The following is a 26,020-nucleotide window of genomic DNA, read 5'->3' on the forward strand; positions in this document are numbered from 1 at the left end:
TCTCCTACAGGGCGTCGAGGCCGCGCTCGCCGGTGCGGACCCGGACGACCTCCTCGACCGCGGTGACCCACACCTTGCCGTCGCCGATCTTGCCGGTCCGGGCGGCGGCCACGATCGCGTCGACGATCTTCTCGACGTCGATCTCGTCGGTGAGCACCTCGACCTTGATCTTCGGCAGGAACTCGACCGTGTACTCGGCACCCCGGTAGACCTCGGTGTGCCCCTTCTGCCGGCCGTAGCCCTGGACCTCGCTGACGGTCAGGCCGGCCACGCCCAGGGCGTGCAGGGCCTCCTTCACCGCGTCCAGCTGGTACGGCTTGATGACCGCGGTCACCAGCTTCATGTCCAACCCCTCCATCCCAGGAACGTTAACCGGCGACCTTCTCGTTGACCGGCTCGGTGGCCGGCTCGGTGCTGGGCCCGGCGGTCTCCGCCGCCGGCTTCCCGCCGGACAGGCCGGCCATCGCGAACGCGCCTCCGCTGCCGCCACCGGCGGGCGACAGGTCGTAGCCGCTCTCCGCGTGCTCGGTGATGTCCACGCCCTGGACCTCGGCCTCGGCGGCGACCCGGAAGCCCATGGTCTTCTCGATCGCGAAGGCGAGCACCCAGGCCACGGCGAACGACCAGGCGGTGACGATCAGGCCCGCCAGGGCCTGCCGGCCGAGCTGGGTCACCCCGCCGCCGTAGAAGAGGCCGTCGGAGGCGCCCACCACGTCGGTGATCGCGGCGTTGACCGAGTTGGTGGCGAAGAGGCCGAGCCAGAGCGAGCCGATCCAGCCACCGACGAAGTGCACACCCACCACGTCGAGCGAGTCGTCGTAGCCGAGCTTGTACTTGAGGCTGACCGCCAGGGCGCAGACCGCGCCGGCCACGAGGCCGAGCAGGACCGCCGCCCAGGGGGCGATGAAGCCACAGGCCGGGGTGATCGCGACCAGACCGGCGATCGCGCCGGAGGAGGCACCGACCATGGTCGGCTTCGTGTCCTTGATCCACTCGACCACGATCCAGCCGAGCACCGCGGCCGCGGTGGCGAGCTGGGTGTTGATGAAGGCGAGGCCGGCCACCGAGTCGACGGTCAACTCGGAGCCCGCGTTGAACCCGAACCAGCCGAACCAGAGCAGGCCGGCGCCGAGCGCGACCAGCGGGATGTTGTGCGGCTTCATGCCCTCGCGCGGCCAGCCCAGCCGCTTGCCGAGGACCAGCGCGACGGCCAGCGCGGCGGCGCCGGCGTTGATGTGCACGGCGGTGCCGCCGGCGAAGTCCAGCGCGTGGATGTCACCGCCGATGATGCCGCCGCCCCACACCCAGTGGGCCACCGGGAAGTAGACCAGCGTCGCCCAGCCGAACGCGAACAGCAGCCAGCCGCCGAACTTGGCCCGGTCGGAGATGGCGCCGCTGATGAGCGCCACGGTGATCACCGCGAAGACCATCTGGAACGCCATGAAGACGTACAGCGGCACGCCGATGCCGCTCGGGTTCTCCGCCGTCGCGCCCCAGAGGTCGGTCTCGGCGAGGAACGTCTTGGTGCCGAGGTACGCGGTCGGGTCGCCCCAGAACCCGTTGACATCGCTACCGAAGGCGATGCTGAAACCGTAAAACCACCACAGAACGGAGATGAGCCCGATCGCGGAGAAGCTCATCATCATCATGTTCAAAACGCCCTTGGCCCGGTTGAGGCCGCCGTAGAACAGCGCCAGGCCGGGAGTCATGAGCAGCACGAGCGCCGTCGAAACCAGCAGCCACGTGGTGTTGGCGCCATCGATCGTCGGTGCTTCAGGCACGCTGGCCTCCTAAAGGTGAAGTTCCCTCCTTCACGGCGTGCGGGGCAGCGTCGCCCGTCCACCGGTTGCGCGGAAGCCTTGCCGCTCCCTGTTTCCTTCAGCGTCACCCGCCGATTTCCGGACGGTGACGGCTTGTTTCGGACGTGTGAAGAAACGCGCACAACCCCCGGCCCGGGTCCGGGGGGAGGTGCTCCCGGGTCCGGACCCGGGTGACCGCACGCCCGGACCGGAACGGCGCACACGAGCGCCGGGCCCGGGAGCGGGTCCGGCTACCGCCCGGAATGCCCGGTTTCCTAGTGCAGGGCCGCCTCCAAGGCCTGCCGCTCGTAGTCGAGCAGCCGCAGGTCCCGCATCGGCCGGCGCAGGTGCCCCTTGTGCACGATCCGCACGAACGCCGGCTCCCCGGCGGCGGCCATCCGCCGGATCCCCTCCACGTGGTCGACGATCCGCTTCCGGATGGTGCGGATCAGCCGGTGCCGGTCACGCGGGATGAGCCCGTACGCGTCGGCGAAGAGCCGCAGGCGGCGCGGCCGGTCGGGGCGCCGCCACCCGAGGGTGATCGAGTCGCGGTCGGAGAAGATCGGCACCCAGGTCCACGCCGCGTACGCCACGTCGTAGATGCGCGCGCCGGGCGAGGCGAGGTCGAAGTCGATCAGCCCGAGGGTGCCGTCCGGACGCCAGATGACGTTGTGCGGGGCGGCGTCGTGGTGGCAGATCACCTCGGTGTCCGGCGGCGGGGGCCCGAACGAGCGCCACACCGCCCCCTGCGGGGGCACGAAGCCGTACTGCGCGTCGTGGAACATGCGCAGCATCGTCGCCACCGTCACCAGCGCCTCGTCGGTGACCCAGTGCGGGGCCAGCGGGTACTCCCCGCACTCCCCCTCCAGGTACGACAGCACCTCCCGGTTGCGCTCGTCCATGCCGAGCGCGCGGGGGGCACCGGTGAAGCCCACGTACTCCAGGTGCCGCAGCAGAGCGTGCACCGAGGGGGTCCACGGGCCGGCGTTGCGCCGCACCGTGTCCCCGACCCGGACCACGGTGCTGACGTTCCCGCCGTGCAGCGGGATCTCCTGCGAAGTCACGTACGGTCTCCCGAGGCGGGGCGCCGGGTGGTCGGGGTCGCGCCACCCGACGTAGGCGCGATCGTCGGTCGTCACTGCGAGATTACGCGTCCCGTCCGGGGGCCTCGGTGCCCAGCAAAGCGTCGACGAACTGCACGGCGTCGAACGGCGCCAGGTCGTCCTTGCCCTCGCCCAGCCCGACCAGCTTCACCGGGATGCCCAGCTTGCGCTGCACGGCGATCACGATGCCGCCCTTGGCGGTGCCGTCGAGCTTGGTCAGCGCGACACCCGTCACGTTGACCGCCTCGGTGAAGACCCGCGCCTGCTCCAGCCCGTTCTGCCCGGTGGTGGCGTCGAGGATCAGCAACGTCTCGTCGATCGGGCCGTGCTTCTCCACCACCCGCTTGACCTTGCCCAGCTCGTCCATCAGGCCGACCTTGTTCTGCAGGCGGCCGGCGGTGTCGATCAGCACGGTGTCCACGCCGGTCTCGATGCCGCGCTTGACCGCGTCGAAGGCCACGCTGGCCGGGTCGGCCCCCTCCGGGCCGCGGACCGTCTCGGCGCCCACCCGCCCGGCCCAGGTCTCCAGTTGGTCGGCGGCGGCGGCGCGGAACGTGTCCGCCGCGCCGAGGATCACGCTGCGACCGTCCGCCACCAGGACCCGGGCGATCTTGCCGCAGGTGGTGGTCTTGCCGGCGCCGTTGACGCCGACGACCAGCAGCACGGCGGGCACCCCGTCCTTCGGCGCGGTGTTCAGGGACCGGTCCAGGCCCGGGTCCAGAGCGTTCACCAGCTCGGCGGCGAGCAACGCCCGCAGCTCGCCGGCGGACCGGGTGCCGAGGACCCGGGTGCGCTCCCGCAGCCGGTCGACGATGTCCCGGGTGGCGTCGATGCCGACGTCCGCGGTGATCAGGCTGTCCTCGATCTCCTCCCAGGTGTCCTCGTCGAGGCGGTCGCGGCTGAGCAGGCCGAGCAGCCCCTTGCCGAAGACGTTCTGCGAGCGGGACAGCCGGGACCGCAGCCGGACCAGCCGGCCGGCGGTCGGCTCGGGCACCTCCAGCGGGGGCGCCTCGATCACCGGCGGCTCGACCAGGATGCCGGTGGACACCTCCGCCTCCGGCGCCATGACGGGCGGCCCGGCGAGATCCTCCTCGGCGCGGGTCTCGACCTCCCTCGGCAGCGGCGGCTCGGGGCGCCGGCGCAGCTTCGGCACCACCAGCCCGAGGGCACCGAGGATCAGCACGCCGAGCAGAGCGAGTGCGATGAGGACGTATTCCGTCATGCCGAAATCCTGTCAGACGACGGCCACGGCGTCTTCACCACCGCACCCTCCGGCGCGCTCGGATCCGGCGGTACGCTCGGTGGCAGCCAGCAGTGGTGCGACCGCCGGCCGGGTAGTAAAGGATGAAGCTCGCTCACCTCGGAGGTCCGCCATGCCCGCCGCACATCTGCTCGTCGGTCCGCTGCTGCGGCGGGTCGTCGACACGCGGGCCACGATCTGGGTGGAGACCAGCGGGCCCGCGGTGGTCACCGTCCGCACGGCCGACGGCGCCACCGGCACGGCACCCACCTTCTCGGCGTACGACCACCACTACGCGCTCGTCGTGGTGTCCGGTCTCACGCCGGCCGCCGCGACCACCTACGAGGTGCTGATCGACGGCGAGGTCGCCTGGCCGGAGCCGCGCGGCCAGTTCCCGCCCAGCGTGATCCGCACCCGCCCCGCCGACGACCACGACCAGCCGGTCCGCCTGCTCTTCGGCTCCTGCCGGGAGACCACGCAGCACGCCACCGCGCGGCGGCTGCCACCGGACGCGCTCGACGCGTACGCCCGCCGGCTGGCGGCCGACTTCGACCCGGCGGCCCTGCCGGACCTGCTGGTGCTTCTCGGCGACCAGGTGTACGCGGACGAGACCTCGCCGACGGTGAAGCGGCTGCTCAAGCGGCGCCGCCGGCGGCCGAAGGGCGCGCCGGCCGACCAGGTGGTGAGCTTCGACGAGTACACGAAGCTCTACCTGGAGTCGTGGCGCGACCCGGAGATCCGCTGGCTCCTCTCGACCGTGCCCAGCGTGATGGTCTTCGACGACCACGAGATCATCGACGACTGGAACACCTCGGCCGCCTGGCGGGCCGACGCCCGCGCCCAGCCGTGGTGGGCGGAGCGGATCGGCAGCGGGCTGGCGTCGTACTGGGTCTACCAGCACCTCGGCAACCTGTCCCCGGACGAGATCGCCGCCGACCCGGTGTACGCGAAGGTGACCGCCGCCGAGGACGCCACCGGCGTGCTGCGCGAGTTCGGTCACCGGGTCGACCAGGAGTCCGATCTCGCGCACGACACCGAGCGCTGGCGGGCCGCGCAGTACCAGTGGAGCTACGCGCTGGACCTGGGGCGGACGCGGCTGGTCATGCTCGACAACCGGTGCAGCCGGGTGCTGGACCGGGGCCAGCGGGCGATGCTGCCGCCGGGCGAGTGGTCGTGGTTCGTCGACCAGGCCCACGGCACGTACGACCACCTGGTGGTGGGGGCCTCGCTGCCCTGGCTGCTCCCCCCGGGCATCCACCACGTGGAGGCGTGGAACGAGAAGCTCGCCGACTCCCGCCGAGGCTGGGTCGCGGCCTTCGCCGAGAAGCTGCGCCGCGGCCTCGACCTGGAGCACTGGGCGGCGTTCCGCCGGTCGTTCGAGGCGCTCGGCGCGCTGTTCGCCCGGATCGGCAGCGGCACGCCGGCCGAGCCCGGTGCGCGGGTGGGCGCCGGGCCCGCGTACGCGCCGCCGGCCTCGATCAGCGTGCTCGGCGGGGACGTGCACCACTCGTACGTGGCCCGGGCCCGCTTCGACGACCCGGACGTGGTCACCCCGGTCCACCAGCTCACCTGCTCCCCCATCCACAACCAGGTGCCGGCGGGGTTGCGCCCGCTGATGCGGCTCGGCTGGTCGCCGGGTCCGTCCGGGGCCACCCGGGCCCTGGCCCGGACCGCCGGGGTGCGCCGCCCGTCGGTGCGCTGGAAGAAGCTGGCCGGCCCGTACTTCGGCAACGCGGTGGCCACCCTTGAGCACGACGGCCGCACGGCGCAGGTGACCATCGAGGGCACCACCAGCGACGGCCACCTGCGCCGGGTGATGCACCACCGGCTCACCCCGGAGGCACCGGACCGGCGCTAGGCCGCCGGCTCGGCGGGCGGGGCGGCCACCGCGGCGAGGATGGCGCGGACGATCGCGCTGTCGATCTCGTCCAGCCCGTCGAGGAGGCGTTCCTCGTCGCGCTCGCCGTCGATGATCCGCCGGATCGTCGCGGCGAGCACCGCCCAGTCCACGCTGCCGCCCAGGTCGTCGAGGAGGGGCTGCAACGCGTCGGCGGCCGTCCGGTCACCACGGGCCGCCGCGACCACCACCGGAATGCGTGGTGCCCATCGCTCGAGGTGGGCGGTGGCAGAGTCGTCGGCGGGTAGGGCGCGGACCGCCTCACCGACCTCACGAACGAGGGTGGCTCGGCGCTGCGGATCGGGAGCGAGGTCGGCGAGGACCGCACCGAACCGCGCACCGGGCACGCTCTCCACTCGACTGATCAGCTCCGCGAGGTCCGCCGGGAGCGCCGCGTCGCCGAACCGACGGAGGTCGCGGGCGAGCGCCCGCAGACCGTCCTGGAATCGGGCCGACCGGCCGCTGAGCAGGTAGAGCAACACGGCGGCGAGCCGGTGCGCCACAGCCTCCATGGGCGGGTGCTGGGCTCGAAGGAGGTAGTTCGCAAGGTTGTGGTGGCTGACCGCCAGGCTGCCCGGCTCAGGCAGCAGGTAGGTGTACCGCATCGCCGCGCGTCCGAGTGTCACGGCCTCGGCGGGGCGGTCGCGCTCGTCTTCGAGGTCGGCACGGGCACCGAACACATGTCCCAGTAGGTGGACGTCTCCGACCGCCTCGAAAACCGTCTGGCAGCGGAGCAGCACCCGTTCGGCCTCCGCCAACTCACCGCGCTGGAGCAGTGGTCGGTAGTCGTTGAACTCCATCCGAGCGAGCTCGTAGGCATGCGCTCCACGCTCACGCTTGCTGGCCAGTAGCCGCTGTTGGTAGTCGAGAGCCTGGGTCCATTCCGACAGGCCGCGGGCCGCCTGCGCGGCGACGTCCAGGGCGGTCTCACGGACGTTGTACGGATACACCTGCTCGGTGTGGTCCACGTCGTGGGGAAGCGTGTCGAGCCGAGCCAGCAGCGCGTCGACCTGTTCGAGGACCTCCCGGTCGCGGCCCATCTGAACGAGAATCTGCAATCGCTGCACCTCGCCCGACGCCCGGGTCCAGGGGCCGAGTCCGGCGATCCGGGCAGAATCTGCGCTTTCTGTCGCTGTTGCCAGCGCCGCGGAGAGCTCACCGGTGGTCCGCAGGAGGTTCGCCAGATGACTGCCGATCCCGGAGGCAAGGTCGTGCCTGCCGCTCCCCCTGGCCGCGTCGATCGCCCGCCGTAGCCCGGCCTGGCCGGCGGCCGGGTCGATCCGGGCCAGCACGCGAGCGTGTAGGGCCTCGTCGATCGGCCGTCGCTCCGGATCGGTCTCACCATCCAGGATCTGCCGCAGGTAGCCGAGCGCCTGCCGGGTCGTCGCCGGCGAGGCATCGCGCATGGCCGCTTCCTCGACCAGGACCGACGCCTGCGACCAGCGCTGCTGGTGCAGCAGGTACGGGGCGGCGGCCAGCCCGGCACGCACCACGAGACGGCTGGTGGGCTCGCCCCGGCTCTCGAGCCGCTGCGCCTCCAGGGAGACACTGGCCCAGACCTCGGCCAGCAGGTTGTCCACGGTGGTACGCAGCTCCGGGCCGGCGCCGGCTCGGATCGCTTCGGCCACGCCCGGGTGGAGCCGGAACTCGACCGGCCCGTCGGGTTCTTTCGACTCGGTGACCTCGGCCGCTACGAGCGCCGCGTCGGTCAGGGCCGACAGCGCGTCGTCGAACGGCGGCGCGGTCCCGCCGTGCCACTGGTCCCAGAACGCCTGCCAGACCGGCTCGATCACGTGGTACCAACGGTCGTCGTCCTCCAGCAGCGCCAGCAGCTCGACGAGGGTGCGGGCGGGCGCCGGCAGACCGGCGACCGCCGCGGTGGTCCAGGCGCCGAGCAGGTTGAGGTACTCCTCCCCGTCGAGCGCGCTGGTGCCGGTGCGGAAGAACGCGGCCGTGGGTGCGTCCCGGCCGGCGGCCGACGCGGCGTCCAGGCGGGCGGCCAGAGCGTCCGGGTCGGTCGCCTCCGCGTCGGCGAGCTCGAGCAGCTTCGGGTGCCCCTGAACCACGGCGAGTACCCGCCGAGCCAGTTCCCGGTCGGCGGCGACGTCGGCGGCGGAGCGTACCGCCGAGGGCTCGTCGTGCAGCAGCCGGCCGAGGTTCGGCAGTTCCTTGGCGAGCAGCACCGACTCGGCCAGCGAGAGCGCGTGGACCGGCAGGGTCAGCAGCGAGCGGGCGTCCAGCCCGGCCGGAACCACCCGGCTGGTGAGGACGACCCGGGAGAGGCCCCCGTGCCCGAGCAGCGTCTCGATCAAGGGCTCCCAGAGCGGGTCGCGCCAGGTCCGGGCGTCCGACAGCAGCGTCTCGATGTTGTCCAGCACCAGCAACAGCGCGTTGTCGCGGAGCACCGCCCGCAGGCGGGGCAGGAAGCGGCGCAGCTCGGCCTCGCTCCCCACCGCCTGCATCATGGTGAGCCCGTGGTGGCCGAGTTGCCCCTCCCAGGCGTGCGCGAGGCTGCTCAGTGCCTGGCCGAACTCGTCGGGTTGGCTCGGTGCCTCCCACCAGGCCAGGGCGGCGAACCGGTCCTGGTGCTGGTAGGCCAACTCCAGCGCGCAGGAGGTCTTGCCGGCGCCAGCCATGCCGTGGAACAGCACTCCGGTCCGGCCACTGCGCGGAGCGAGCGCACCGCTCGCCGAGATCAACGCCGGGGTACGACCGACGAACCGTTCGGGCTCCTCCCGGAATCCGACCATCCGCTCCGCGTACGGGTTGAGGTCCACCGAACCGGGCGGCGGGGCGAGGTGCATCCCGGCGGCCGTGCCGCCGAACAGCGCCGGGGTGCCGACGGAGAGCGGCGGCCGATCGACGGACGGGGTCTGTCCGGCGGCCCGGGGGATCGCGATGGCTGCCGCCCGGTCGACCGGCTGCCCCGAGCCGAGCAGTCGAGGGTACAGCTCCCGGGTCAGCTCGACCGCGAACGGGTCGGCCACCGGATAGCGCATGGCCAGCACCGCGACCCCGAGTTCGGTGACCAGACCGCGGGCGAGGCCGACCGACGCTCGACCGATCGCCACCCCGCCGTCCGTCGGGCCGTCGCCCGACTCCTCCAACTGGTCCGCCGCGTCGTCCAGGCGCAGGTTACGGAGGGTGCTGGCGGCCAGGTCCGCTCCCGAGTTGCAGGCGGAGAGCACGGCGAACTTGAGCCGGTCCCGGGCCGGGCGGAGCAGCTTGATGAGATCGTCGGTGCCGACCTCGTCCGGGCTGCCGTCCGGATTCTCCAGCAGCAGCGTGCCGCGCGCCCCGTGACCGGAGACGTGCAGGACGTCCCAACCCGGATACTCCTCGGCCGTCTCCGCCAGCCGGTCCCGGGTCACGCCGTACTGGAGCACCCGCAGCTCGATCGCCTTGCGGGAGCGGCTGGCGATCTCCCGGACCGTGCGGACCAGTTCGTAGCGCTCCCGGCGGAGGGCGAGCACCGAGGATCGGGCGGGCATCGAGAACAGCGCCAGGATCCGCAGGCGGTCGCCGACCGGCTGCTTGCGTACCGGCGCCGCTGACGTGTCGCTTCCCGGCAGCTCGAAGACCAGGGCCACGTCACGGCGGGCCAGGGCACGACCGTCCACCTCGGCCAGTTCGAGCGGTCGGGTGAGCAGGAAGTCGCCCTCCGGCGGGACCAGCACCCGGACCGTCCCGGCGAGCCGCCGGCCGATGTGCTCGCCGAGCACCTCGGACCCGATCCACCTGCCGACCCGGGTGACTATCGCGGCTTCGCTGCCCAGGCGGTCGTCCGGAAGCCGGTTGCGACGCAGGTACCCGTCCAGGTCGGTGAAGGCCTCGAACTCCGTGCCGTGTGGATCGACGTCGACCTGGTGGTCGGCGAGCGTCCGGCCGGTGTCGTCCGTCAGGAGCCAGCGCCATCGGGCCGGCCCGGTCACCTCGACCGCACGCAGGGTGAGCGGCATGCCGACAGGCCCTCCCCGACGTCGACGAACGGGAGCTTTCATGTCCTAGCATGCCGCACATGACCGCCCTCGTCACGATCAGCGACGCCGAGGCCCCCCAGGGTGTCCGACTCCCGACCGAATCCGACGTTACGATCTACCCGGAATCGCTCAATAATGGCCGCGGTGTCTATGCGCCGTCCGCTCTGGACCTTGCGGGCGAGTTGAGCGGGACCGGCGTGGTCGCCCGCCCCTGGCACGAACTCGCCGACTGCGAGATCAGCAGCGAGCGCGAACCGGTCACCGCGGCGATCCTGTCGGTTGCCCTGGGGATCGTCTCCTCGGCCGGCTGGGAGGCGATCAAGCGGGTGCTGCGCCGGAGGTCGCGCGACGACCGGGTCTCGCTGACCATCGGCTGGCGCGACGGCACGGCGGAGAGGTGGATCCGGGTGGACGGGCCCGCCGACGCGGTGGCCGAGGCGATCGACCGGCTCCCCCGCTGACCCACCCGCGTCGACGACCCCGCCCGCCGTACGCTCTATCTCCGTGGACGAGCACCCCCCGGAGACCGTACGGGCGGTCGAGCACGAGCTGACCGCCTTCCTGCGCCGCAGCCGCGGGGTGTCCTGGGACATCGCCCGGGAGGTGCACCCCAACCTGGAGCCGAACGCGTACGGGCTGCTGCTGTGGCTGCGCCGGTCCGGCTCGATCCGGCTCACCGACCTGGCGGGGCGGCTCGGAATCGGCAAGGGCACCCTCAGCCGGCAGATCAACGGGCTGGAGACCATCGGGCTGGTCCGGCGCGACCCGGACCCGACCGACCGGCGCGCTTCCCAGCTCAGCCTCACCGAGGAGGGGCAGCGGCGCTTCGACACGGCCTCGGCGGCCCGGCTGGAACGATTCCGCGAGACGCTGAGCACCTGGTCCGGGCAGGACGTGGAGACCTTCGCCCGCCTGCTCCACCGCTTCAACGAGACGTACTTCTGATCCGCCCGTGACCGGGAACGTCGGGGCCGTGGGACCGCGCGCGGCGGTAATCGGGTCGCCGCGTGTCGCACCCGGACGCGAGGATGGCCGGCATGACCTGGAGAGCACCCGAGATCGACCGCCGGCACGAGCCCTACCTCGGTGACGAACGCACCATGCTGGAGGGCTGGCTCAACTACCACCGCGACACGCTGCTGCACAAGTGCGCCGGGCTGACCGCCGAGCAGCTCCGGACGGCGAGCGTCGAGCCGTCCACCCTGACCCTGATCGGCCTGGTCCGCCACATGACCGTCGTGGAGCGGGCGTGGTTCCGGCAGCGCTTCGCCGGGGAGGACCTGCCCGAGCTGTACGACTGGGCGGCCGACCCGGACGCCGAGTTCACCACGGTCGGCACCGCCGACCCGGAGGCCGACCTCGCCGCGTTCCGGGCCGAGACCGAGGCCGCCGACGCGGCAGCCGCCGGGCACGACCTCGACGAGACGTTCACGCTGCGTCGCCGCGACGGCAGCTCGCCCGAGGTCAGCCTGCGCTGGGTCTACGTCCACATGATCGAGGAGTACGCCCGGCACAACGGCCACGCCGACCTGATCCGGGAACGCGTCGACGGCGCCACCGGCGACTGACCTGCGCCACCTCCCCCGACCGTCGGCGCTGCCCGGCGAACGGATCGATCACGTGCGCCGGGTCGCCGCTTTCGCGACCGGGAGCAACCCCTTGATCATCCTCTCCGTCATATGACTGGACGGGGCGTGGCCGATCCCGTTCACACCGACCGACGCCTGCGGGCGCGGCGGGGACACGGGGGCCGCCACGGCGGGAGCTGACGATGGTCGACGGTGGACGCGCGACGCCTACCCGGAGAAGGACACTGGGACTGATCGGTGCGGTGGGCGCGTCGGGCGCCGCCGCCCTGTGGGGAATCGGATGGCGGCCGGGGGGTCGCCGGGCGTCGTCGGGTCTCGCCGACCCGCACTACTCCGGTGATCCGGTCGCGGCCGGGAGCGGTCCGGACGTGTCGCCCCGGCCGCTCGGCCGGTCCCCGGTGGCCATCGAGAACACCCGGCCGGGCGCCGCCGGGTTCAGCCTGTCCGGTCACCGGTTCGCCACCGACCGGTCCGGCGAGATCGCCGGGTACGCCTCGGCGACGAGCGTCGCCCCGGGCGAGGAGTTGGTCCTCCGGGTCTCCGTGGCCCCGGCCCAGCGGTACCGCGCGACGGTCTTCCGCATCGGGCACTACGGCGGTGCGGGGGCCCGGATGGTCGTCCAGGGGCCCTGGCTGGACGGGACGACCCAGCCCGCCCCCACGGTGTCACCGGAGACCGGAGCGGTTTCCTGTGCCTGGTCACCGGGATGGCGGCTGCGGATCGGGGCGGACTGGACGAGCGGGCTGTACCTCGCCCTGCTGAGCACCGCCGGCGGTCACCACCACTGGGTTCCGTTCGTGGTGCGTGATCCGTCCCGCACCGCCGCCGGCCTGGTGGTCATCCCGACCAGCACCTACCAGGCGTACAACCAGTGGCCCATGGACGGGCGTACCGGCGCGAGTCTCTACTACGGCTTCGACGACGCGGGCAGACGCGCGGTGGCAGGTCGGTCCCGGGCGGTCAGCCACGACCGGCCGTACGCCGGGAGCGGCCTGCCCAACCTGGTCGCCGACGACATCGGCTTCGTCCAGTGGGCCGAGGCGCAAGGACTCGACCTGGCGTACGCCAGCAGCGAGGACCTGCACACCGGCCGGATCGAGCCGGGACGCCACCGGGCGGTGATCTTCCCCGGGCACGACGAGTACTGGTCGACCCGGATGCGGTCGGCGGTCGTCACCGCCCGCAACGGCGCCACCAGCCTGGTCTTCCTCGGCGCCAACAACTGCTACTGGCGGATCCGCTTCGGTGGCGGCGACCGTGACGAGCGACAGGTCTGGTGCGACAAGGTGGACACGCCACGCAAGGGCGTCGTCCCGGTGACCCCCAAGTGGCGGGCCACCACCAGCCCCGAGCAGCAGCTGATCGGCAGCCAGTACGTCAGCGTCGTGGACGGCCGCGCGCCGCTGGTCGTGGGCGCCAGCGGGCACTGGTTCTGGGCCGGCACCGGCGTACGCGACGGCGACCGCATCCCCGGCGTGGTCTGGGGGGAGGCCGACCAGTGGATGTCCGACACGGCCGGCCCGCAGCTGGTCGAGGAGGTCCAGCTCGCGGATTCTCCGTTCACCCGTAAGGGGAAGACCGTGCGGCAGCACACCCGGCTGTACCGGGCGCCCTCGGGCGCCTGGGTGTTCGCGTCCGGCTCCCTCGGCTGGACCCGGACGCTGTACGACCCGGCGCTCGCCGACCCCCGGATGGACCGGGCGACCCGCAACCTGCTCCGCCAGGTGCTCGGTGGGGACCCCGCCGGAGCGGATCAGCCGGTCGTGGCCAGGGCCGCGCGCAGGTAGCGCAGGTCGCCGGGGCCGCTCCAGCGGTGCGCCGACAGCCCGGCGACCCGGGCACCGGCGACCGCCCGGTCCTCGTCGTCGACGAACAGCACCCGGGACGGCGGGGTCTCCAGGGCGTCGCAGGCCACCTGGAAGAACTCCTTCGCCGGCTTGTGCACCCCGGCAACCGACGAGTTGACCACCACGTCCAGCTCGTCGGTGAGCCCGAGGGCGGCGAGGTCGGCGTCGAGCACGTCGGTGGCGTTGGTGCCGAGCCCGACCCGTACGCCGGCCGCCCGGACCTCCCGGACGAACGCCAGCACGTCCGGGTCGACCTCGCCCCGGTAGCGCTGCCAGTCGTCGACGGCCGCGCGCGCCCGCTCCGCGCCCACCGAGGGGGTCAGCGCGTCGGCCACGCTGGCCATCCAGTCGGCGTGGCTGACCTTGCCGGTCAGCACCGGCTGGAGCAGACCCCACGACATGGCGATCTCGCCGAGCACACCTTCGGTGAGCCCGTACTCGCGCTCGACGCCGACGGCCACCGCCGGGTCCCAGCGGCGCAGCACGCCGTCGAAGTCCACCAGGAGCGCCGTGGCGCGTTCCCGACTCACTCGTTGTTCTCCTGCCCGTCGTCGGCCCGGTTGAGCCGTTGGCTGATCACCTGGGTGACCCCGTTGCGCATGGTCACGCCGTAGAGGGCGTCGGCGACCTCCATCGTCCGCTTCTGGTGCGTGATGACGATCAGCTGGCTCTTCTCCCGCAGCTGCGCCAGCAGCGTGATCAGCCGCCCCAGGTTCACGTCGTCGAGCGCCGCCTCCACCTCGTCCATGATGTAGAACGGGCTGGGCCGGGCGCGGAAGATCGCCACCAGCATCGCCACGGCCGTCAGCGACCGCTCGCCACCGGAGAGCAGGGACAACCGCTTGATCTTCTTGCCCGGCGGCCGGGCCTCCACCTCGACGCCGGTGGTGAGCAGGTCGTCCGGGTCGGTGAGCACGAGCCGCCCCTCGCCGCCGGGGAACAGCACGCCGAAGACCTGCTCGAACTCCCGGGCGGTGTCGGCGAACGCGCTCGCGAAGACCTCCAGGATCCGGTCGTCCACGTCCTTGACCACGGTGAGCAGATCACGCCGGGTGGCCTTCAGGTCCTCCAGCTGCTCGGAGAGGAACTTGTACCGCTCCTCCAGGGCCGCGAACTCCTCCAGCGCGAGCGGGTTGACCTTGCCGAGCAGGGCCAGCTCCCGTTCCGCCTTGGCGGCCCGCTTCTCCTGCACCGCCCGCTCGTACGGGACCGGCTCGGGAACCGGCACGCCGTCGCGTTCGGCCGCCGCCACGTCGGCGTCGGTCGGCGGGACCGGCTGGTTCGGGCCGTACTCGGCGACCAGCGTCGCCACGTCCAGCCCGAAGTCCTCGGCGGCCTTCGCCTCCAACTGCTCGATGCGCAGCCGCTGCTCGGCACGGGCGACCTCGTCCCGGTGCACCTGGCTGGTGAGCCGCTCCAGCTCCGCGGCGAGGCGCTTGGCGGCCCCGCGTACCTCGGACAGCTCGGCCTCCCGCGCGGCGCGTTCGCGCGCCACGGCGTCGCGGTGCTCCTCGGCCTGCGCGATCGAGGTGGTGAGCCGGGTCAACGCCTCGCGGGCGCCGCCGGCCACGGCCCGGGCGATCGCGGCGCCGCGGGTCCGCGCCGCCCGCCGTGCCGCCGCGCGCTCCCGCGCGGCACGCTCGGCCGTCGCCTGCCGGCGCAGCGAGTCGGCCCGGCCGGCGATCGAGGAGACCCGCTCCTCGGCGGTACGCACGGCGAGGCGCACCTCCATCTCGTTCTGCCGGGCCCGGGGCACCATGGCGGCGAGCTGGTCACGCTCCTCGGTCGAGGGTTCGGCGTCGATCGGCGTGGCCTCGGCCAGCCGTAGCCGTTCCTCCAGCTCGGCGAGGGCGGCGAGGTCCCGTTCGCGGGCCGCCTCGGCCCGGGCCCGGGACTCGCCGAGGCGCTCGGTCTCGGCCTTGGCCGACCGCGCGGCGGCGCCCAGCTCGGCGAGCCGGCGGGCGGCGGCGTTGCGGTGGCTCTCCGCCTCCCGCTTCGCGGCGGCGGCGTGCTGCACGGCCTCCTTGGCGGCCGCCACCTCGGCGCGCGCCTCGACCAGCTGCCCCCGCAGGTCGGCGGCGGTGCGCTCGGCGGCGGCGCGGTTGGTCCGGGCCTCCTCGACGGCGGCCTGCACCTCGATGAAGCTGGGCGCCTTGGCCGACCCGCCGGCGGCCGCGTACGCCCCGAGCACGTCGCCCTCCGGCGTGACCGCCCGCAGCTCCGGGTTGCCGACGACGACCTCCGCGGCGGCGGCGAGGTCGTCGACGAGGACGACGTCGCGCAGGGCCCGGTGCACGGCCGGCCGGATCTCGGCCGCGCACTCCACCAGGTCGGGCGCCCACCGGGCCCCGTCCGGCAGCTTGGGGCGCAGCGAGTCGGCGGAACCGGCCATGCCCGGCCCGGCGGCGCTGCCGACCAGCAGGCCGGCCCGGCCGGCGTCGGCGATCTTGAGCATCCGCATCGCCTCGACGGCCTCGTCGACGCCGCTGACCGCGACCGCGTCGGCGAGGCCGCCCAGGGCCGCGGCGAGCGCGGCCTCGTGGCCGGGCGCGACGGTGAGCAGCCCGGAGAGGCTGCCAAGCAGTCCCGGCACCTCGTCCGCGCGGGCCAGCAGCGCGCCGGCACCGTCCTTGCGGCGCAGGCCGAGGGCCAGCGCCTCCTCGCGCGCCTTCCAGGTGGCGGCGTCCTTCTCGGCGGCCCGCTCGGCGTCGCTCAGCGACCGGAGCGTCGCCTGCGCCTTCTCCTGGACGGCGACCGCCTCCGCGTGCCGGGCGTCCAGGTCGGCGTTGTCCCGGTCCGCCTCGGTGGACTGTTCGGCGACGGCGTCCAGCTCGGCCTGCGCCCGCTCGGCCCGCCCGAGCGCGTCGGTGTGCGCGGCGGCGAGTCGTTCGATCTCCTCCCCGGCGGTGGCGGTCCGCGCCCGGGCGGAGTTCACCTGCCCGGTCAACCGGGCCAGCCCTTCCCGGCGGTCGGCGATGGCCTTGGCCGCGGCGACCAGCTCCCGCTCGGCGGCGGCCAACTGGCGTTCCAGCTCCTGGCGGTGCTCCACCGCCTCGGCCAGCCGGATCTGGTCGTCGGTGAGCGCGGCGCGCAGCTCCTCCTCCTGCTCGCGGACGCGCTCCGCCTCGGCCTCCAGCTGGTCCGGGTCGCGGCCGGGCCGCTCGTCGTCCGGCGTGGCGCTGAGGTGGCGCAGCCGCTCACGGGCGAGCTGCTCGATCGAGCGGAACCGCTCCTGGAGGGCGGACAGCTTGTACCAGGTGTCCTGGGCGGCGGCGAGCAGCGGCGCGTCCTCGGCGAGGGCGGCCTCCAGCTCACCGAGGCGGGCCTGCACCTCGGTGTGCTCGGCCTCGACCTGCTCGCGCCGCTCGCGCAGCGCGGTCTCGTCGGCGATCTCCTTGTCGAGGGTCGCGCGCAGCGTGGCGAGGTCGTCGGCGAGCAGCCGGAGGCGCGCGTCCCGCAGGTTGGCCTGGATCACCGCGGCGCGGCGGGCCACCTCGGCCTGGCGGCCGAGCGGCTTGAGCTGGCGGCGCAGCTCGGCGGTGAGGTCGGTGAGCCGGTTCAGGTTGGTCTGCATCGCGTCGAGCTTCCGCAGCGCCTTCTCCTTGCGCTTGCGGTGCTTGAGGACGCCCGCGGCCTCCTCGATGAACGCGCGCCGGTCCTCCGGCTTGGCGTGCAGCATGCCGTCGAGGCGGCCCTGCCCGACGATGATGTGCATCTCCCGGCCGATGCCGGAGTCGCTCAGTAGTTCCTGGATGTCGAGCAGGCGGCAGGAGTCGCCGTTGATCTCGTACTCGCTCTCGCCGGAGCGGAACATCCGGCGGGTGATCGACACCTCGGTGTACTCGATCGGGAGCGCGCCGTCGGTGTTGTCGATGGTCAGGGTCACCTCGGCACGGCCGAGCGGCGCCCGGCCGGCCGTGCCGGCGAAGATGACGTCCTCCATCTTGCCGCCGCGCAGCGCCTTCGCGCCCTGCTCACCGAGGACCCAGGCGATGGCGTCGACGACGTTGGACTTGCCGGACCCGTTCGGGCCCACCACACAGGTGATGCCCGGTTCCAGCTTCAGCGTCGTCGCGGAGGCGAAGGACTTGAAGCCCTTGACCGTCAGGCTCTTGAGATGCACCTTCTCGATCCTCGTCCGGTGGCCGCCGTACCGTCGCCGGCTGCGCGGACCTGGTGAACCCGCAGACTAACCCGCCACCGGTGACCATCCCGCACTCGACCCGCCTGGAGCCGCACCGGCCGGCCGCGCCCGGTTCACGTTCCGGATGCGCAACCGACGATTTTCCGCCGTACGAGGTGCGGTTCCGGCCGGAACGGTCGGGGTACGGCGTCCGCGGTCACCGGTTCGACCGGCGGGACGAAAATGGTGCGCACAGAGCTGCGCGCCGGCACATTCGTGTCGGCGCGCCTTTTCGCGTGGTGCTATTCAGTTCTTGCGTACCCGGTGATCAGGTCAGCGCGGGCTCGGCGATACGGAGCAGGTCGTCCGCCTCGGCCGCAGCCGCCGCGAGACGATCGTTCTCGGCACGCAGCCGCGTGATCTCGAACTCCAGTGCCTGAACCGTGGCACGCAGTCGGGTGACCTCGTCGAGCAGGCGCCGGTCGGGCGCCGCACCTACGTGGCCGTACAGGGCCTTCGCCATGTTGACTCCTTGATATGCGCTGCCGGAATGGCCGGCCAACGCGCGCCCATTCGTACGCGGCTGTCAACCCAGGCGATTCTGGGCATGAGCGGGCGCGACTGGCGACACCTATATATTGAGCCGAAACCCCCTCCTTCGTCAAGTTCCCGCAGGCCGTAGATCATCTCTACGTCGACCTGTCCACTTGTCGGGGGGCTGCCACACGGCGCGGACACTCTCTGTCCGGACACCTTTACTGTACGCCTCGGATCTCCGGAAGTCCCTACCCCGGCGTCCCCGTTCCCCTTAACTCTTTCTTAGCCACGTTGCCGCAGGTCGCGGCCAACACGTAGCGTCACCCCGGCCCGCAACCGACCCGTGGAGGCTACCGGCGTGTACGGCTGGAACGACCCGATCGACCCGGACGGCGCCCGGCGACCCGAGCCGGCGCCCGACGAACCGGCCTGGCTGACCGAGCGGCCCGAGCCACGCTCGGCCTACCTGTTCGGCGACGACCCGGACCGACCGGCGGACGAGTGGCAGCGCGAGCAGCCGACGGCCCACTGGCAGCCCGAGCCGGCCCGCCACGACGCGCAGCCCTGGCAGCCGGCCGACCCCACGTACCGGGACGAGCCCGCGCAGCGCTGGGAGCCCACCCCGACCTGGCAGCGCGAGGAGCCCACGGGTGGCTGGCGGCAGGACGACCCCGCGACGTGGCGGAGCGAGCCCACCGCGACCTGGCGGCGCGACGAGCCGTCGGGCGGCTGGCAGGGCGAGGAGCCCGCCGCGGGCTGGCAGGGCGAGAACCCGACCCCGGGCTGGCACCGCGAGCAGCCGGCCGCGGGCTGGCACCGCGAGGAGACCACCACGGGCTGGCAGCCGCACGGGGCCACGGCCGGCTGGCACGGCGCCGAGGCCGACGGTGGCTGGCAGCACGAGGAGCCGACCGGCGGTCGGCCGGCCACCCCGTCCGGGGCGTACGCCGGTGAACAGGCGACCGGCCCGCTGCCGGCGATCGCAGCCGACGGGTCCCCGGCCGACGGCGGGCACCGTCGCCTGCGGCGTCCACTGCTGATCGGCGGCGCCGCCGCCGCGGCCACGCTGGTGGTCAGCCTGGGCGCCGGTGTGGTCGCGCTCTCCGGCGGAGACGACGCCACCCGCACCTCGGTGGCGGACGACACCGTCGCGGCTGCCCCGGCCCTGCCCGAGACCGCCGAGACGCCCGCCGACGCACTGGCCCCCACCGGCAGCCCGAGCGCGTCGCCGACCACCGCGAAGCCCTCCCCCTCGGTCACGCCGAGCCGCAAGCCGAAGCCCGCGCCGTCGCGGACCACCGCGCCGTCGCGCCGGAGCCCCGAGCGCAGCACGGCCCCGAGCAGCGGCGGGACGTCCACCGGCAGCGGCGTCAGCGCCCAGGCCCGTGAGGTCGTGGACCTGGCCAACGCCGAGCGCGCGAAGGCGGGCTGCGGCGCGTTGAGCATCGACGACAAGCTCATGACGGCCGCCCAGCGGCACAGCCAGGACCAGGCCGACCACCAGAACATGTCGCACACCGGCAGCGACGGCAGCGACCCGGGTGACCGGATCGACCGGGTCGGCTACGAGTGGCGCACGTACGGCGAGAACGTCGCCTGGAACCAGAAGACGCCGGCCGCCGTGATGGACGCCTGGATGAACAGCCCCGGCCACCGGGCCAACATCCTGAACTGCGCCTTCACCGAGATCGGCGTCGGCATCGCGAGCAGCAACGGTCCCTACTGGACCCAGGTCTTCGCCGCTCCGCGCTGAGTCGTACGGTCGACGTCCCGGTGCGACCGCCGGGGCGTCGACGCGCGCCGGATCGCGAGTCGTCGTCGGGCTGTCCTCGTTTGACCGGGTGAGGTGCGCCGCGGTGGTGCACCCGCCCGGGCGGCGACCGGCCGCCCGCGACCTGCGGAGCTGCCGATGCGGATCCGGCCGCCGACGCGCGCCGTCGGGCGCGGCCTGCGCCGGGCGCTGCCGGCAACGGTCGCGTTGCTGCTCCTGACCCCGGTGTACGCGTGCCACGTGGAGCTGGCCCGGCCGGACGCGGCGACCACCTGGCCGTCGGACGCGGCTCGCCGGTGGCAGTGGCAGTGGCAGCTCAGCGGGGCGCTGGACCCGGACGTGCCCGCGGATGTCTTCCTGCTCGACCCGGTCGCCACGACCACGGCGCAGACCGCGGAGCTGCGCACCCGCGACCGGCGGCTGATCTGCCAGGTGCACGTCGGCTCGGTCCGGCCCACCGACCCGGACGCGACCCGGTTCCCGGCGAGCGTGCAGGGCGCGCCCGGACGCCGTGCCCGGAGCCGCTGGCTGGACGTCCGGCAGTGGGACATCCTGCGGCCGGTGCTGGCCGACCGGTTCCGGCTCTGCCGGGGCAAGGGCTTCGGGGCGGTCGCGATCGTCGACGCGGACGCGTACGCGCAGCGCTCCGGCTTTCCGCTCGGCTTCGACGACCAGCTGCACTTCAACCGCCGGCTGGCCGAGCTGGCCCGCTCGCTCGACCTGTCCCCCGGCCTGGTCAACGCCGTGCCGCAGGTGGCGGCCCTGGCGCCGGACTTCGACTTCGCGGTCAACGAGGAGTGTGTCCGGCTCGGGGTGTGCGGCAAGCTGCTGCCGTTCGTGGAGGCCGGCAAGCCGGTCTTCCACGTCGAGTACACCGGCTCGGCCGAGGACTTCTGCGTCACGACGGTGGGCTACGGGTTCACCTCCATCCGCAAGGACCGGACGCTCGACGCCTGGCGTGAGCCCTGCCCGGCCCGCTGACGCCCCGGGGCCGGGCCGCCTGCGGCGGCCCGGCCCCGACGATCGGTCAGCGTGCGCCGACCAGCTCCGGCGCGGGCGCCGGCGGGTCGATCGGAGCCGGAACCGACCGGGCCCGCATGAAGCGCGGGGCCCACCAGTTCCGGTCGCCGAGCATGGTCATCAACGCCGGCAGCACGACCGCGCGGATGATCGTGGCGTCCAGCAGGATCGCCGCGGCCAGACCGATGCCGAGCTGCTTGAAGTCGATCGTGCTGAGCGTCGCGAAGATCGAGAACACCCCGACCATCACGATCGCCGCGCTGCTCACCACGCCCGCCGAGGAGGTGATGCCGTGCGCCACCGCCTCCCGGTTCGACATGCCCGCCCGGATGCCCTCACGGATCCGGCTGACCACGAAGACGTGGTAGTCCATCGAGAGCCCGAAGAGGACCACGAAGAGGAACAGCGGCAGCCAGGTGACGATCGCGCCCATCGAGGTGAAGCCGAGCAGGTCCTCGGCCCACGTGCCCTGGAAGACCACCACCAGCAACCCGTACGCGGCACCGGCGGACAGCAGGTTGAGCAGGATCGAGCTCAGCGCGACCACCACCGAGCGGAACGTCCAGGCCATCACGAGGAAGGTGAGCGCCAGCACGAAGCCGATGACCAGCGGCAGCTTCTCCCAGACGTGCTGCTCGTAGTCCTCGCTGGCGGCGACGTCGCCGCCGACCGCGTACTCGACGCCGGTGAGCCCGCCGAGGGCGGCCGGCGCCAGGTCCGCACGGAGCTTCTCCAGCGACTGCGCCGACCGCTCGTCACGGTTGGCGTACGGGGTCGCGACCTGCAGCACGGACACCCGCCCGTCGGCCGACACCCGGATCTTCGGGCCGTCCGCCTCGGTCGGCGCGAAGAGCGGGTCGGCGGACGCGCGCCCGGCCAGGTCGGTCAGCGCCGCGCGCACCCGGTCGGCCTCGGCCGCCGTCGCCCGGACCGCGACGGTGTGGCTGGTGCCGTTGCTCGGGAAGGCCGCGGTGAGCCGGTCGTACGCCTGCATCGCCGGCGTGCTGCGGGGCAGGTCCTCCATGCCGGGGAACTGCAGCTTCATGCCGAGCGCGGGGGCGGCGAGGGCGAGCAGCAGCCCGACGGAGACGGCCAGCGTCGCCACCGGCGCCCGCAGCGCCGGCTTCAGCACGGCCGGCCAGAACCGCGGCGCCGCGGGCGCGCCGTGCCGTCCGGTACGCGGCGCGGTCAGCCGCCACAGCAGCGGCACCCGGGGGCGGTCCACCCAGCGGCCCAGCTTGGCCAGCAGCGCCGGCAGCACGGTCAGCGAACCGATCACCGCGACCGCGACCACCAGGATCGAGCCGACCGCGAGCGACGAGAAGACGGCGTCGTTCACCAGCAGCAGGCCGGCCATCGAGATGATCACGGCGAAGCCGGACACCACCACCGCGTGCCCGGAGGTCTCCGCGGCGATCTCGACGGCGTCCAGCCCGGAACTGCCCTTCGCGCGTTCCTCACGCTCCCGCCGCACGTAGAACAGCGAGTAGTCCACGCCAACCGCCATGCCGATCAGCAGGATGACGCTCGCCGTCGTGTCGGTGGCCGGCACGAGGTGGGACGCCAGGGTCGAGAGGCCCAGCGCGGCGGCCACCGAGGACAGGGCCAGCAGCACCGGCACGCCGGCGGCGATCAGCGCCCCGAACGCGACGATCAGGATGGCCAGCGTGACCGGCAGGCTGAGCAGTTCCGCCCGCTTGAAGTCCGCGCCGAGGGTGTCGTCCAGCGCCTTGTTGATCGACGGTCCCCCGACCTGCTCGATCCGCAGCCCCGGATGCGCCTCCTGCACGCCGGCGGTGGCGTCGCGCAGCGGCTGCACCCGGTCGGACGCCGTCTCCGGGTCGCCGGACATGGTGATCGGCAGCAGCAGCGCCGAGCCGTCGCGGGCCGGGACGGGCTCACCGATCGAGGCGACCCCCTGCACCGCCCGCAGCCGGCCCGCCGCGTCGTCGGCCGCCGCCTCGGCCGCCGTCATGTCCAGCGTGCCGCCGCGCGCCGTGATCAGGACGTTCTCGGTCGCCGGCTCGTCGAAGTCCCCGGAGGAGACGATGACGACCGCCCGGCCCGACTCGCCGACCGCCTGGTCGGACTCCTCGGCCTCGTTGAGGCCCGCTGCATTTCCCCCGACGAAGCACACCGCCACGAACACCACCCACAGCGCGATCGCGCGCCACGGATGTTCGGCACTCCACCGTGCCAACCGCACCGTCACCGGTCTCGCCCCCATGCCGGATTCCCCCTGTCACTCAAACCCCTGTCAACCGTGTCGACGCTAGGGATGGGACGGGGTGGAGACATCGGGGAACGGCCCCGGTCCGCCCCGGAACCGACGCAGCGGCACCGGCGGGGCGCCGGGACGTCCCGGCCGGCGGTTCCCCGGGTCCATCCCGGACGGGCCGGCTCGGCACGCCGGGGCGGGCCCCGAGACACTCAGGGTCAGACCCGGACGGCTCCCCGGGGGCGGGGCTGGCAGCGCGGGCAACTGAACGACGACCGGTTCATGAACGACTCGCGGCGGATGGGCGCGCCGCACCGCCGGCACGGCAGCCCCTCCCGCCCGTAGACGTTCAGCGAACGGTCGAAGTAGCCGCTCTCGCCGTTGACGTTGACGTACAGGGCGTCGAAGCTCGTCCCGCCCTCCTTGATCGCCTCGGCGAGCACGTCACGGACATGCCCGAGCAGACGCAGCGCGGCCGGGCCGGTCAGGGCGTCGGTGGGCCGGGCACCGTGCAGCTTCGCCCGCCACAGCGCCTCGTCGGCGTAGATGTTGCCCACGCCGGAGAGCAGCGTCTGGTCCAGCAGCGCACGCTTGACCTCGGTGCGACGGCGGCGCAGCGCGGCGACGAACGCCGCGTCGGAGAACTCGGCGTCCATCGGGTCGCGGCCGATGTGGGCGATCTCCGCCGGCAGCTCCGCGCCACCCTCGCTGACCGACAGCCCGCCGAACGTCCGCTGGTCGACGAAGCGCAGCTCGGGGCCGCTGTCGGCGAAGCGGAACCGGACCCGCAGGTGCGTCTCGTCGGGCGCGTCGGCCGGTTGCAGGAGCAGCTGACCCGACATGCCCAGGTGCCCGATCACCGCGTCGCCGCTGTCCAGCGGGAGCCACAGGTACTTGCCCCGTCGCCGCACGTCCAGGATCGTCCGGCCGGCCAGCACGTCGGCGAAGTGGGCGCCGCCGGCCGTGTGCCGGCGTACCGCCCGGGGGTGGAGCACCTCGACGGCGGCGATCCGCCGCCCGACGACCCACTGGGCCAGCCCCTGCCGGACGGTCTCGACCTCGGGCAGCTCAGGCACGACCCGGCTCTCCGGCCAGGCCCGCCTCGACCGCCCCGCGACCGCCGTCCCCGACCGGTTCCGCGCCGTCCCCGCCGGCGCCGGCCTGCTCGCGCTCCGCCTGCGCGGACAGCGTCCGCCAGGCCGACTCGGCGGCCCGCTGCTCCGCCTCCTTCTTGCTCCGCCCCTCGGCGCCCCCGTAGCGGGTGCCGGCGACCACCACCCAGGCGGTGAAGGTCTTCAGGTGGTCCGGCCCGGTGCCCTCGATGCGGTACTCCGGGACACCCAAGCCCTGCGCGGCGGTCAACTCCTGGAGGCTGGTCTTCCAGTCCAGCGCCGCGCCACGCCCGGCCGACTCGGCCATCAGCGGGTCGAAGAGGCGGTGGATGACGATGGCCGCGGTGTCCAGGCCGTACTGGAGGTAGATCGCGCCGAGCAGCGCCTCCAGGGTGTCGGCGAGGATGCTCGCCTTGTCCCGGCCGCCGGTCGTCTCCTCCCCCTTGCCGAGCAGCAGGTACTGGCCGAGGCCGTCCGGGCCCAGCCCGCGCGCCACGTCGGCGAGGGCACGCATGTTGACCACGCTGGCCCGCAGCTTGGCCAGCTGGCCCTCGGGCAAATCGGGGTGGTTGTGGAACAGCGCGGTGGTGATCACCACGCCGAGCACGGAGTCGCCCAGGAACTCCAGGCGCTCGTTGGTGGGCAGGCCGCCGTTCTCGTACGCGTACGAGCGGTGGGTCAGCGCACGCTCCAGCAGCTCCGGCTCCAGCGCCACGCCGAACGCCGCCTCCAGGTGGCCGACGGGCGGCCGTCGGCGCTTGTCGTTGCTCATGATGTGCGTACCTCGGTGTCGGTCGTACGGTCGGTGCGGTCCGCGCGGTCACCCGCGTCGGTGCTGTCCAGCAGCGCGCGGACCTGGTCGGCGGCGCGACGCCGCCACAGGTGGGCGGCCAGCGCGATGCCGGAGGCGAGATCATCGCCCCGGGCGGCGCCGTGGCACACCACCACCGTGCCGGCGACGCCGAGCAGGGCGGCCGCCCGGGGGGCGCCACCGCCGGCCGGGGGGCCGCCGGCCATCGCGTACGCGCCCTCGATCGCCTTGAGCAGCACGTTACCGGTGAACCCGTCGGTGACCACCACATCCGCGCGCGTGCCGAGCGAGACGTCGTACCCCTCGACGAGGCCCACGTAGCGGCCGCCGGACGGCAGCGCCGTGGCGGCGAGCGCGGGATCGGCGAGGCGGCGGGCGCGGTCGCCCTTTCCGGCCTCGGTGCCCACGGAGAGCAGGCCGACGCGGGGAGCCCCGACGCCGTGCGCCACGGCGGCGTAGGCGGCGCCGAGGGCGGCGTGGCGGGCGAGGGTGGCCGGGCGGGGCTCCAGCGAACCGCCGACGTCCAGCAGGACCACCGGGCCGTCGACGGCGGGAAGCGAGGCGATCAGAGCCGGGCGGCGGACGTCCGGCCAGCGGCCGAGCCCCAGCGCGACGGCGGTGACGGTGGCGCCGGTCGAGCCGGCGGAGACCAACGCGTCCGCTGAACCCTCGCGGATGGCGTGCACGGCGGCGCGTACGGTGCTGTCGGCGCGGGCCGCGGCGGGATGGTCGCCCATGCCGACGGCGGCGTCGACCGGGCGGACGGCGACCCGGGCGCGCTGCTCCGGGTCGAGGGCAGCGATCAGCTCGCCGGCCGCCTCGGTCGGGCCGACGAGCAGCAGATGCAGGTCGGGATCGGCGCGCATGGCCCGCAGAGCGCCGTCAACCACGACGGCGGGAGCGTCGTCCCCGCCGAGGAGGTCAACGGCGATCCGCGCGGTGCCCGGCTCCATCGGAACGCCGGCCGGGGCGG

At 73.6% G+C, this 26,020-nt stretch carries 19 protein-coding genes; 7 read left to right on the forward strand and 12 right to left on the reverse strand.

Going from position 1 to position 26,020, the window contains the following annotated elements; genetic code table 11:
- Positions 1 to 4: 4 nt before the first annotated feature.
- From ACN26Y_RS00970 to ftsY, 4 genes are all read right to left on the reverse strand, one after another.
- Positions 5 to 343: a P-II family nitrogen regulator gene (locus ACN26Y_RS00970; protein WP_196255956.1), complete on the reverse strand. Its 339-nt coding sequence runs from the start codon at positions 341 to 343 to the stop codon at positions 5 to 7.
- 25 nt (positions 344 to 368) lie between these two features.
- Positions 369 to 1,781 (reverse strand): ammonium transporter, encoded by a 1,413-nt coding sequence (locus tag ACN26Y_RS00975; RefSeq protein WP_155333625.1) that lies wholly within the window; start codon positions 1,779 to 1,781, stop codon positions 369 to 371.
- 293 nt (positions 1,782 to 2,074) lie between these two features.
- Positions 2,075 to 2,938 carry an aminoglycoside phosphotransferase family protein gene (locus tag ACN26Y_RS00980; RefSeq protein WP_196255752.1) on the reverse strand — a complete coding sequence of 288 codons (864 nt, stop codon included), beginning with the start codon at positions 2,936 to 2,938 and terminating at the stop codon, positions 2,075 to 2,077.
- Positions 2,939 to 2,945: 7 nt separating this feature from the next.
- Positions 2,946 to 4,124, reverse strand: a complete 1,179-nt coding sequence (gene ftsY / locus ACN26Y_RS00985; protein ID WP_155333627.1) for a signal recognition particle-docking protein FtsY — start codon at positions 4,122 to 4,124, stop codon at positions 2,946 to 2,948.
- A 151-nt stretch (positions 4,125 to 4,275) separates the two neighbouring features.
- Here ftsY and ACN26Y_RS00990 point away from each other — a divergent pair, with 151 nt between their 5' ends.
- Entirely contained in the window at positions 4,276 to 6,000 is a 1,725-nt protein-coding gene (locus ACN26Y_RS00990) for an alkaline phosphatase D family protein (RefSeq protein ID WP_155333628.1), read from the forward strand.
- Here ACN26Y_RS00990 and ACN26Y_RS00995 read toward each other — a convergent pair.
- Complete coding sequence (locus ACN26Y_RS00995; protein WP_196255753.1) at positions 5,997 to 9,998, reverse strand: CHAT domain-containing protein; 4,002 nt, start codon at positions 9,996 to 9,998, stop codon at positions 5,997 to 5,999. The genes ACN26Y_RS00990 and ACN26Y_RS00995 overlap by 4 nt on opposite strands.
- Positions 9,999 to 10,057: 59 nt before the next feature.
- Between ACN26Y_RS00995 and ACN26Y_RS01000 the strand changes: the two genes are divergently transcribed.
- From ACN26Y_RS01000 to ACN26Y_RS01015, 4 genes are all read left to right on the forward strand, one after another.
- Entirely contained in the window at positions 10,058 to 10,480 is a 423-nt protein-coding gene (locus ACN26Y_RS01000) for a hypothetical protein (protein ID WP_422734096.1), read from the forward strand.
- Positions 10,481 to 10,523: 43 nt separating this feature from the next.
- Positions 10,524 to 10,964, forward strand: coding sequence for a MarR family winged helix-turn-helix transcriptional regulator (locus tag ACN26Y_RS01005; protein ID WP_155333631.1), 441 nt, complete (start codon positions 10,524 to 10,526; stop codon positions 10,962 to 10,964).
- A 92-nt stretch (positions 10,965 to 11,056) separates the two neighbouring features.
- Positions 11,057 to 11,587, forward strand: coding sequence for a DinB family protein (locus tag ACN26Y_RS01010; protein ID WP_155333632.1), 531 nt, complete (start codon positions 11,057 to 11,059; stop codon positions 11,585 to 11,587).
- Positions 11,588 to 11,790: 203 nt separating this feature from the next.
- Positions 11,791 to 13,395 carry a N,N-dimethylformamidase beta subunit family domain-containing protein gene (locus tag ACN26Y_RS01015; RefSeq protein WP_422734097.1) on the forward strand — a complete coding sequence of 535 codons (1,605 nt, stop codon included), beginning with the start codon at positions 11,791 to 11,793 and terminating at the stop codon, positions 13,393 to 13,395.
- Here ACN26Y_RS01015 and ACN26Y_RS01020 read toward each other — a convergent pair.
- The 3 genes from ACN26Y_RS01020 to ACN26Y_RS01030 all read right to left on the reverse strand — a co-directional run bounded on the left by ACN26Y_RS01020 (position 13,362) and on the right by ACN26Y_RS01030 (position 18,101).
- On the reverse strand, positions 13,362 to 13,985 hold the full coding sequence (locus tag ACN26Y_RS01020) for an HAD family hydrolase (protein ID WP_155333634.1): 624 nt from the start codon (positions 13,983 to 13,985) through the stop codon (positions 13,362 to 13,364). The two genes, ACN26Y_RS01015 and ACN26Y_RS01020, sit on opposite strands and share 34 nt — an antisense overlap.
- Positions 13,982 to 17,578 carry a chromosome segregation protein SMC gene (gene smc / locus ACN26Y_RS01025; RefSeq protein WP_155333635.1) on the reverse strand — a complete coding sequence of 1,199 codons (3,597 nt, stop codon included), beginning with the start codon at positions 17,576 to 17,578 and terminating at the stop codon, positions 13,982 to 13,984. The genes ACN26Y_RS01020 and smc overlap by 4 nt, the downstream gene beginning before the upstream one ends.
- Positions 17,579 to 17,906: 328 nt before the next feature.
- The gene (locus ACN26Y_RS01030) at positions 17,907 to 18,101 is read right to left on the reverse strand and encodes a hypothetical protein (protein WP_130322629.1); all 195 of its coding nucleotides are present in this window, start codon (positions 18,099 to 18,101) and stop codon (positions 17,907 to 17,909) included.
- A 372-nt stretch (positions 18,102 to 18,473) separates the two neighbouring features.
- Here ACN26Y_RS01030 and ACN26Y_RS01035 point away from each other — a divergent pair, with 372 nt between their 5' ends.
- Together ACN26Y_RS01035 and ACN26Y_RS01040 are read left to right on the forward strand one after the other, a co-directional pair.
- On the forward strand, positions 18,474 to 19,868 hold the full coding sequence (locus ACN26Y_RS01035) for a CAP domain-containing protein (RefSeq protein ID WP_155333636.1): 1,395 nt from the start codon (positions 18,474 to 18,476) through the stop codon (positions 19,866 to 19,868).
- A gap of 156 nt (positions 19,869 to 20,024) precedes the next feature.
- Positions 20,025 to 20,867: an endo alpha-1,4 polygalactosaminidase gene (locus tag ACN26Y_RS01040; RefSeq protein WP_155333637.1), complete on the forward strand. Its 843-nt coding sequence runs from the start codon at positions 20,025 to 20,027 to the stop codon at positions 20,865 to 20,867.
- A gap of 46 nt (positions 20,868 to 20,913) precedes the next feature.
- Here the strand turns inward: ACN26Y_RS01040 and ACN26Y_RS01045 are convergent, their stop codons facing one another.
- From ACN26Y_RS01045 to ACN26Y_RS01060, 4 genes are all read right to left on the reverse strand, one after another.
- Positions 20,914 to 23,133 carry an MMPL family transporter gene (locus ACN26Y_RS01045; RefSeq protein WP_155333638.1) on the reverse strand — a complete coding sequence of 740 codons (2,220 nt, stop codon included), beginning with the start codon at positions 23,131 to 23,133 and terminating at the stop codon, positions 20,914 to 20,916.
- A gap of 209 nt (positions 23,134 to 23,342) precedes the next feature.
- Positions 23,343 to 24,200, reverse strand: coding sequence for a bifunctional DNA-formamidopyrimidine glycosylase/DNA-(apurinic or apyrimidinic site) lyase (mutM, locus tag ACN26Y_RS01050; RefSeq protein WP_422734098.1), 858 nt, complete (start codon positions 24,198 to 24,200; stop codon positions 23,343 to 23,345).
- Positions 24,193 to 25,008 (reverse strand): ribonuclease III, encoded by an 816-nt coding sequence (gene rnc, locus ACN26Y_RS01055; RefSeq protein WP_155333640.1) that lies wholly within the window; start codon positions 25,006 to 25,008, stop codon positions 24,193 to 24,195. Before rnc ends, mutM begins: the two co-directional genes overlap by 8 nt.
- Positions 25,005 to 26,000, reverse strand: coding sequence for a phosphate acyltransferase PlsX (locus tag ACN26Y_RS01060; RefSeq protein ID WP_155333641.1), 996 nt, complete (start codon positions 25,998 to 26,000; stop codon positions 25,005 to 25,007). The genes rnc and ACN26Y_RS01060 overlap by 4 nt, the downstream gene beginning before the upstream one ends.
- Positions 26,001 to 26,020: the final 20 nt, after the last annotated feature.

Source organism: Micromonospora sp. WMMD558, assembly GCF_049315255.1.
Taxonomy (GTDB): Bacteria; Actinomycetota; Actinomycetes; order Mycobacteriales; family Micromonosporaceae; genus Micromonospora.

What these genes read in the sequence shown, in the direction of transcription:
- ACN26Y_RS01010 (WP_155333632.1), top strand. Translation starts at nt 11,057, where the DNA reads ATGACCTGGAGAGCACCCGAGATCGACCGCCGGCACGAGCCCTACCTC.
- ftsY (WP_155333627.1), bottom strand. Translation starts at nt 4,124, where the DNA reads ATGACGGAATACGTCCTCATCGCACTCGCTCTGCTCGGCGTGCTGATC.
- ACN26Y_RS00990 (WP_155333628.1), top strand. Translation starts at nt 4,276, where the DNA reads ATGCCCGCCGCACATCTGCTCGTCGGTCCGCTGCTGCGGCGGGTCGTC.
- ACN26Y_RS00970 (WP_196255956.1), bottom strand. Translation starts at nt 343, where the DNA reads ATGAAGCTGGTGACCGCGGTCATCAAGCCGTACCAGCTGGACGCGGTG.
- ACN26Y_RS01000 (WP_422734096.1), top strand. Translation starts at nt 10,058, where the DNA reads ATGACCGCCCTCGTCACGATCAGCGACGCCGAGGCCCCCCAGGGTGTC.
- rnc (WP_155333640.1), bottom strand. Translation starts at nt 25,008, where the DNA reads ATGAGCAACGACAAGCGCCGACGGCCGCCCGTCGGCCACCTGGAGGCG.
- ACN26Y_RS01045 (WP_155333638.1), bottom strand. Translation starts at nt 23,133, where the DNA reads ATGGGGGCGAGACCGGTGACGGTGCGGTTGGCACGGTGGAGTGCCGAA.
- ACN26Y_RS00995 (WP_196255753.1), bottom strand. Translation starts at nt 9,998, where the DNA reads ATGCCGCTCACCCTGCGTGCGGTCGAGGTGACCGGGCCGGCCCGATGG.
- ACN26Y_RS01030 (WP_130322629.1), bottom strand. Translation starts at nt 18,101, where the DNA reads ATGGCGAAGGCCCTGTACGGCCACGTAGGTGCGGCGCCCGACCGGCGC.
- ACN26Y_RS01060 (WP_155333641.1), bottom strand. Translation starts at nt 26,000, where the DNA reads ATGGAGCCGGGCACCGCGCGGATCGCCGTTGACCTCCTCGGCGGGGAC.
- ACN26Y_RS01015 (WP_422734097.1), top strand. Translation starts at nt 11,791, where the DNA reads ATGGTCGACGGTGGACGCGCGACGCCTACCCGGAGAAGGACACTGGGA.
- ACN26Y_RS01040 (WP_155333637.1), top strand. Translation starts at nt 20,025, where the DNA reads ATGCGGATCCGGCCGCCGACGCGCGCCGTCGGGCGCGGCCTGCGCCGG.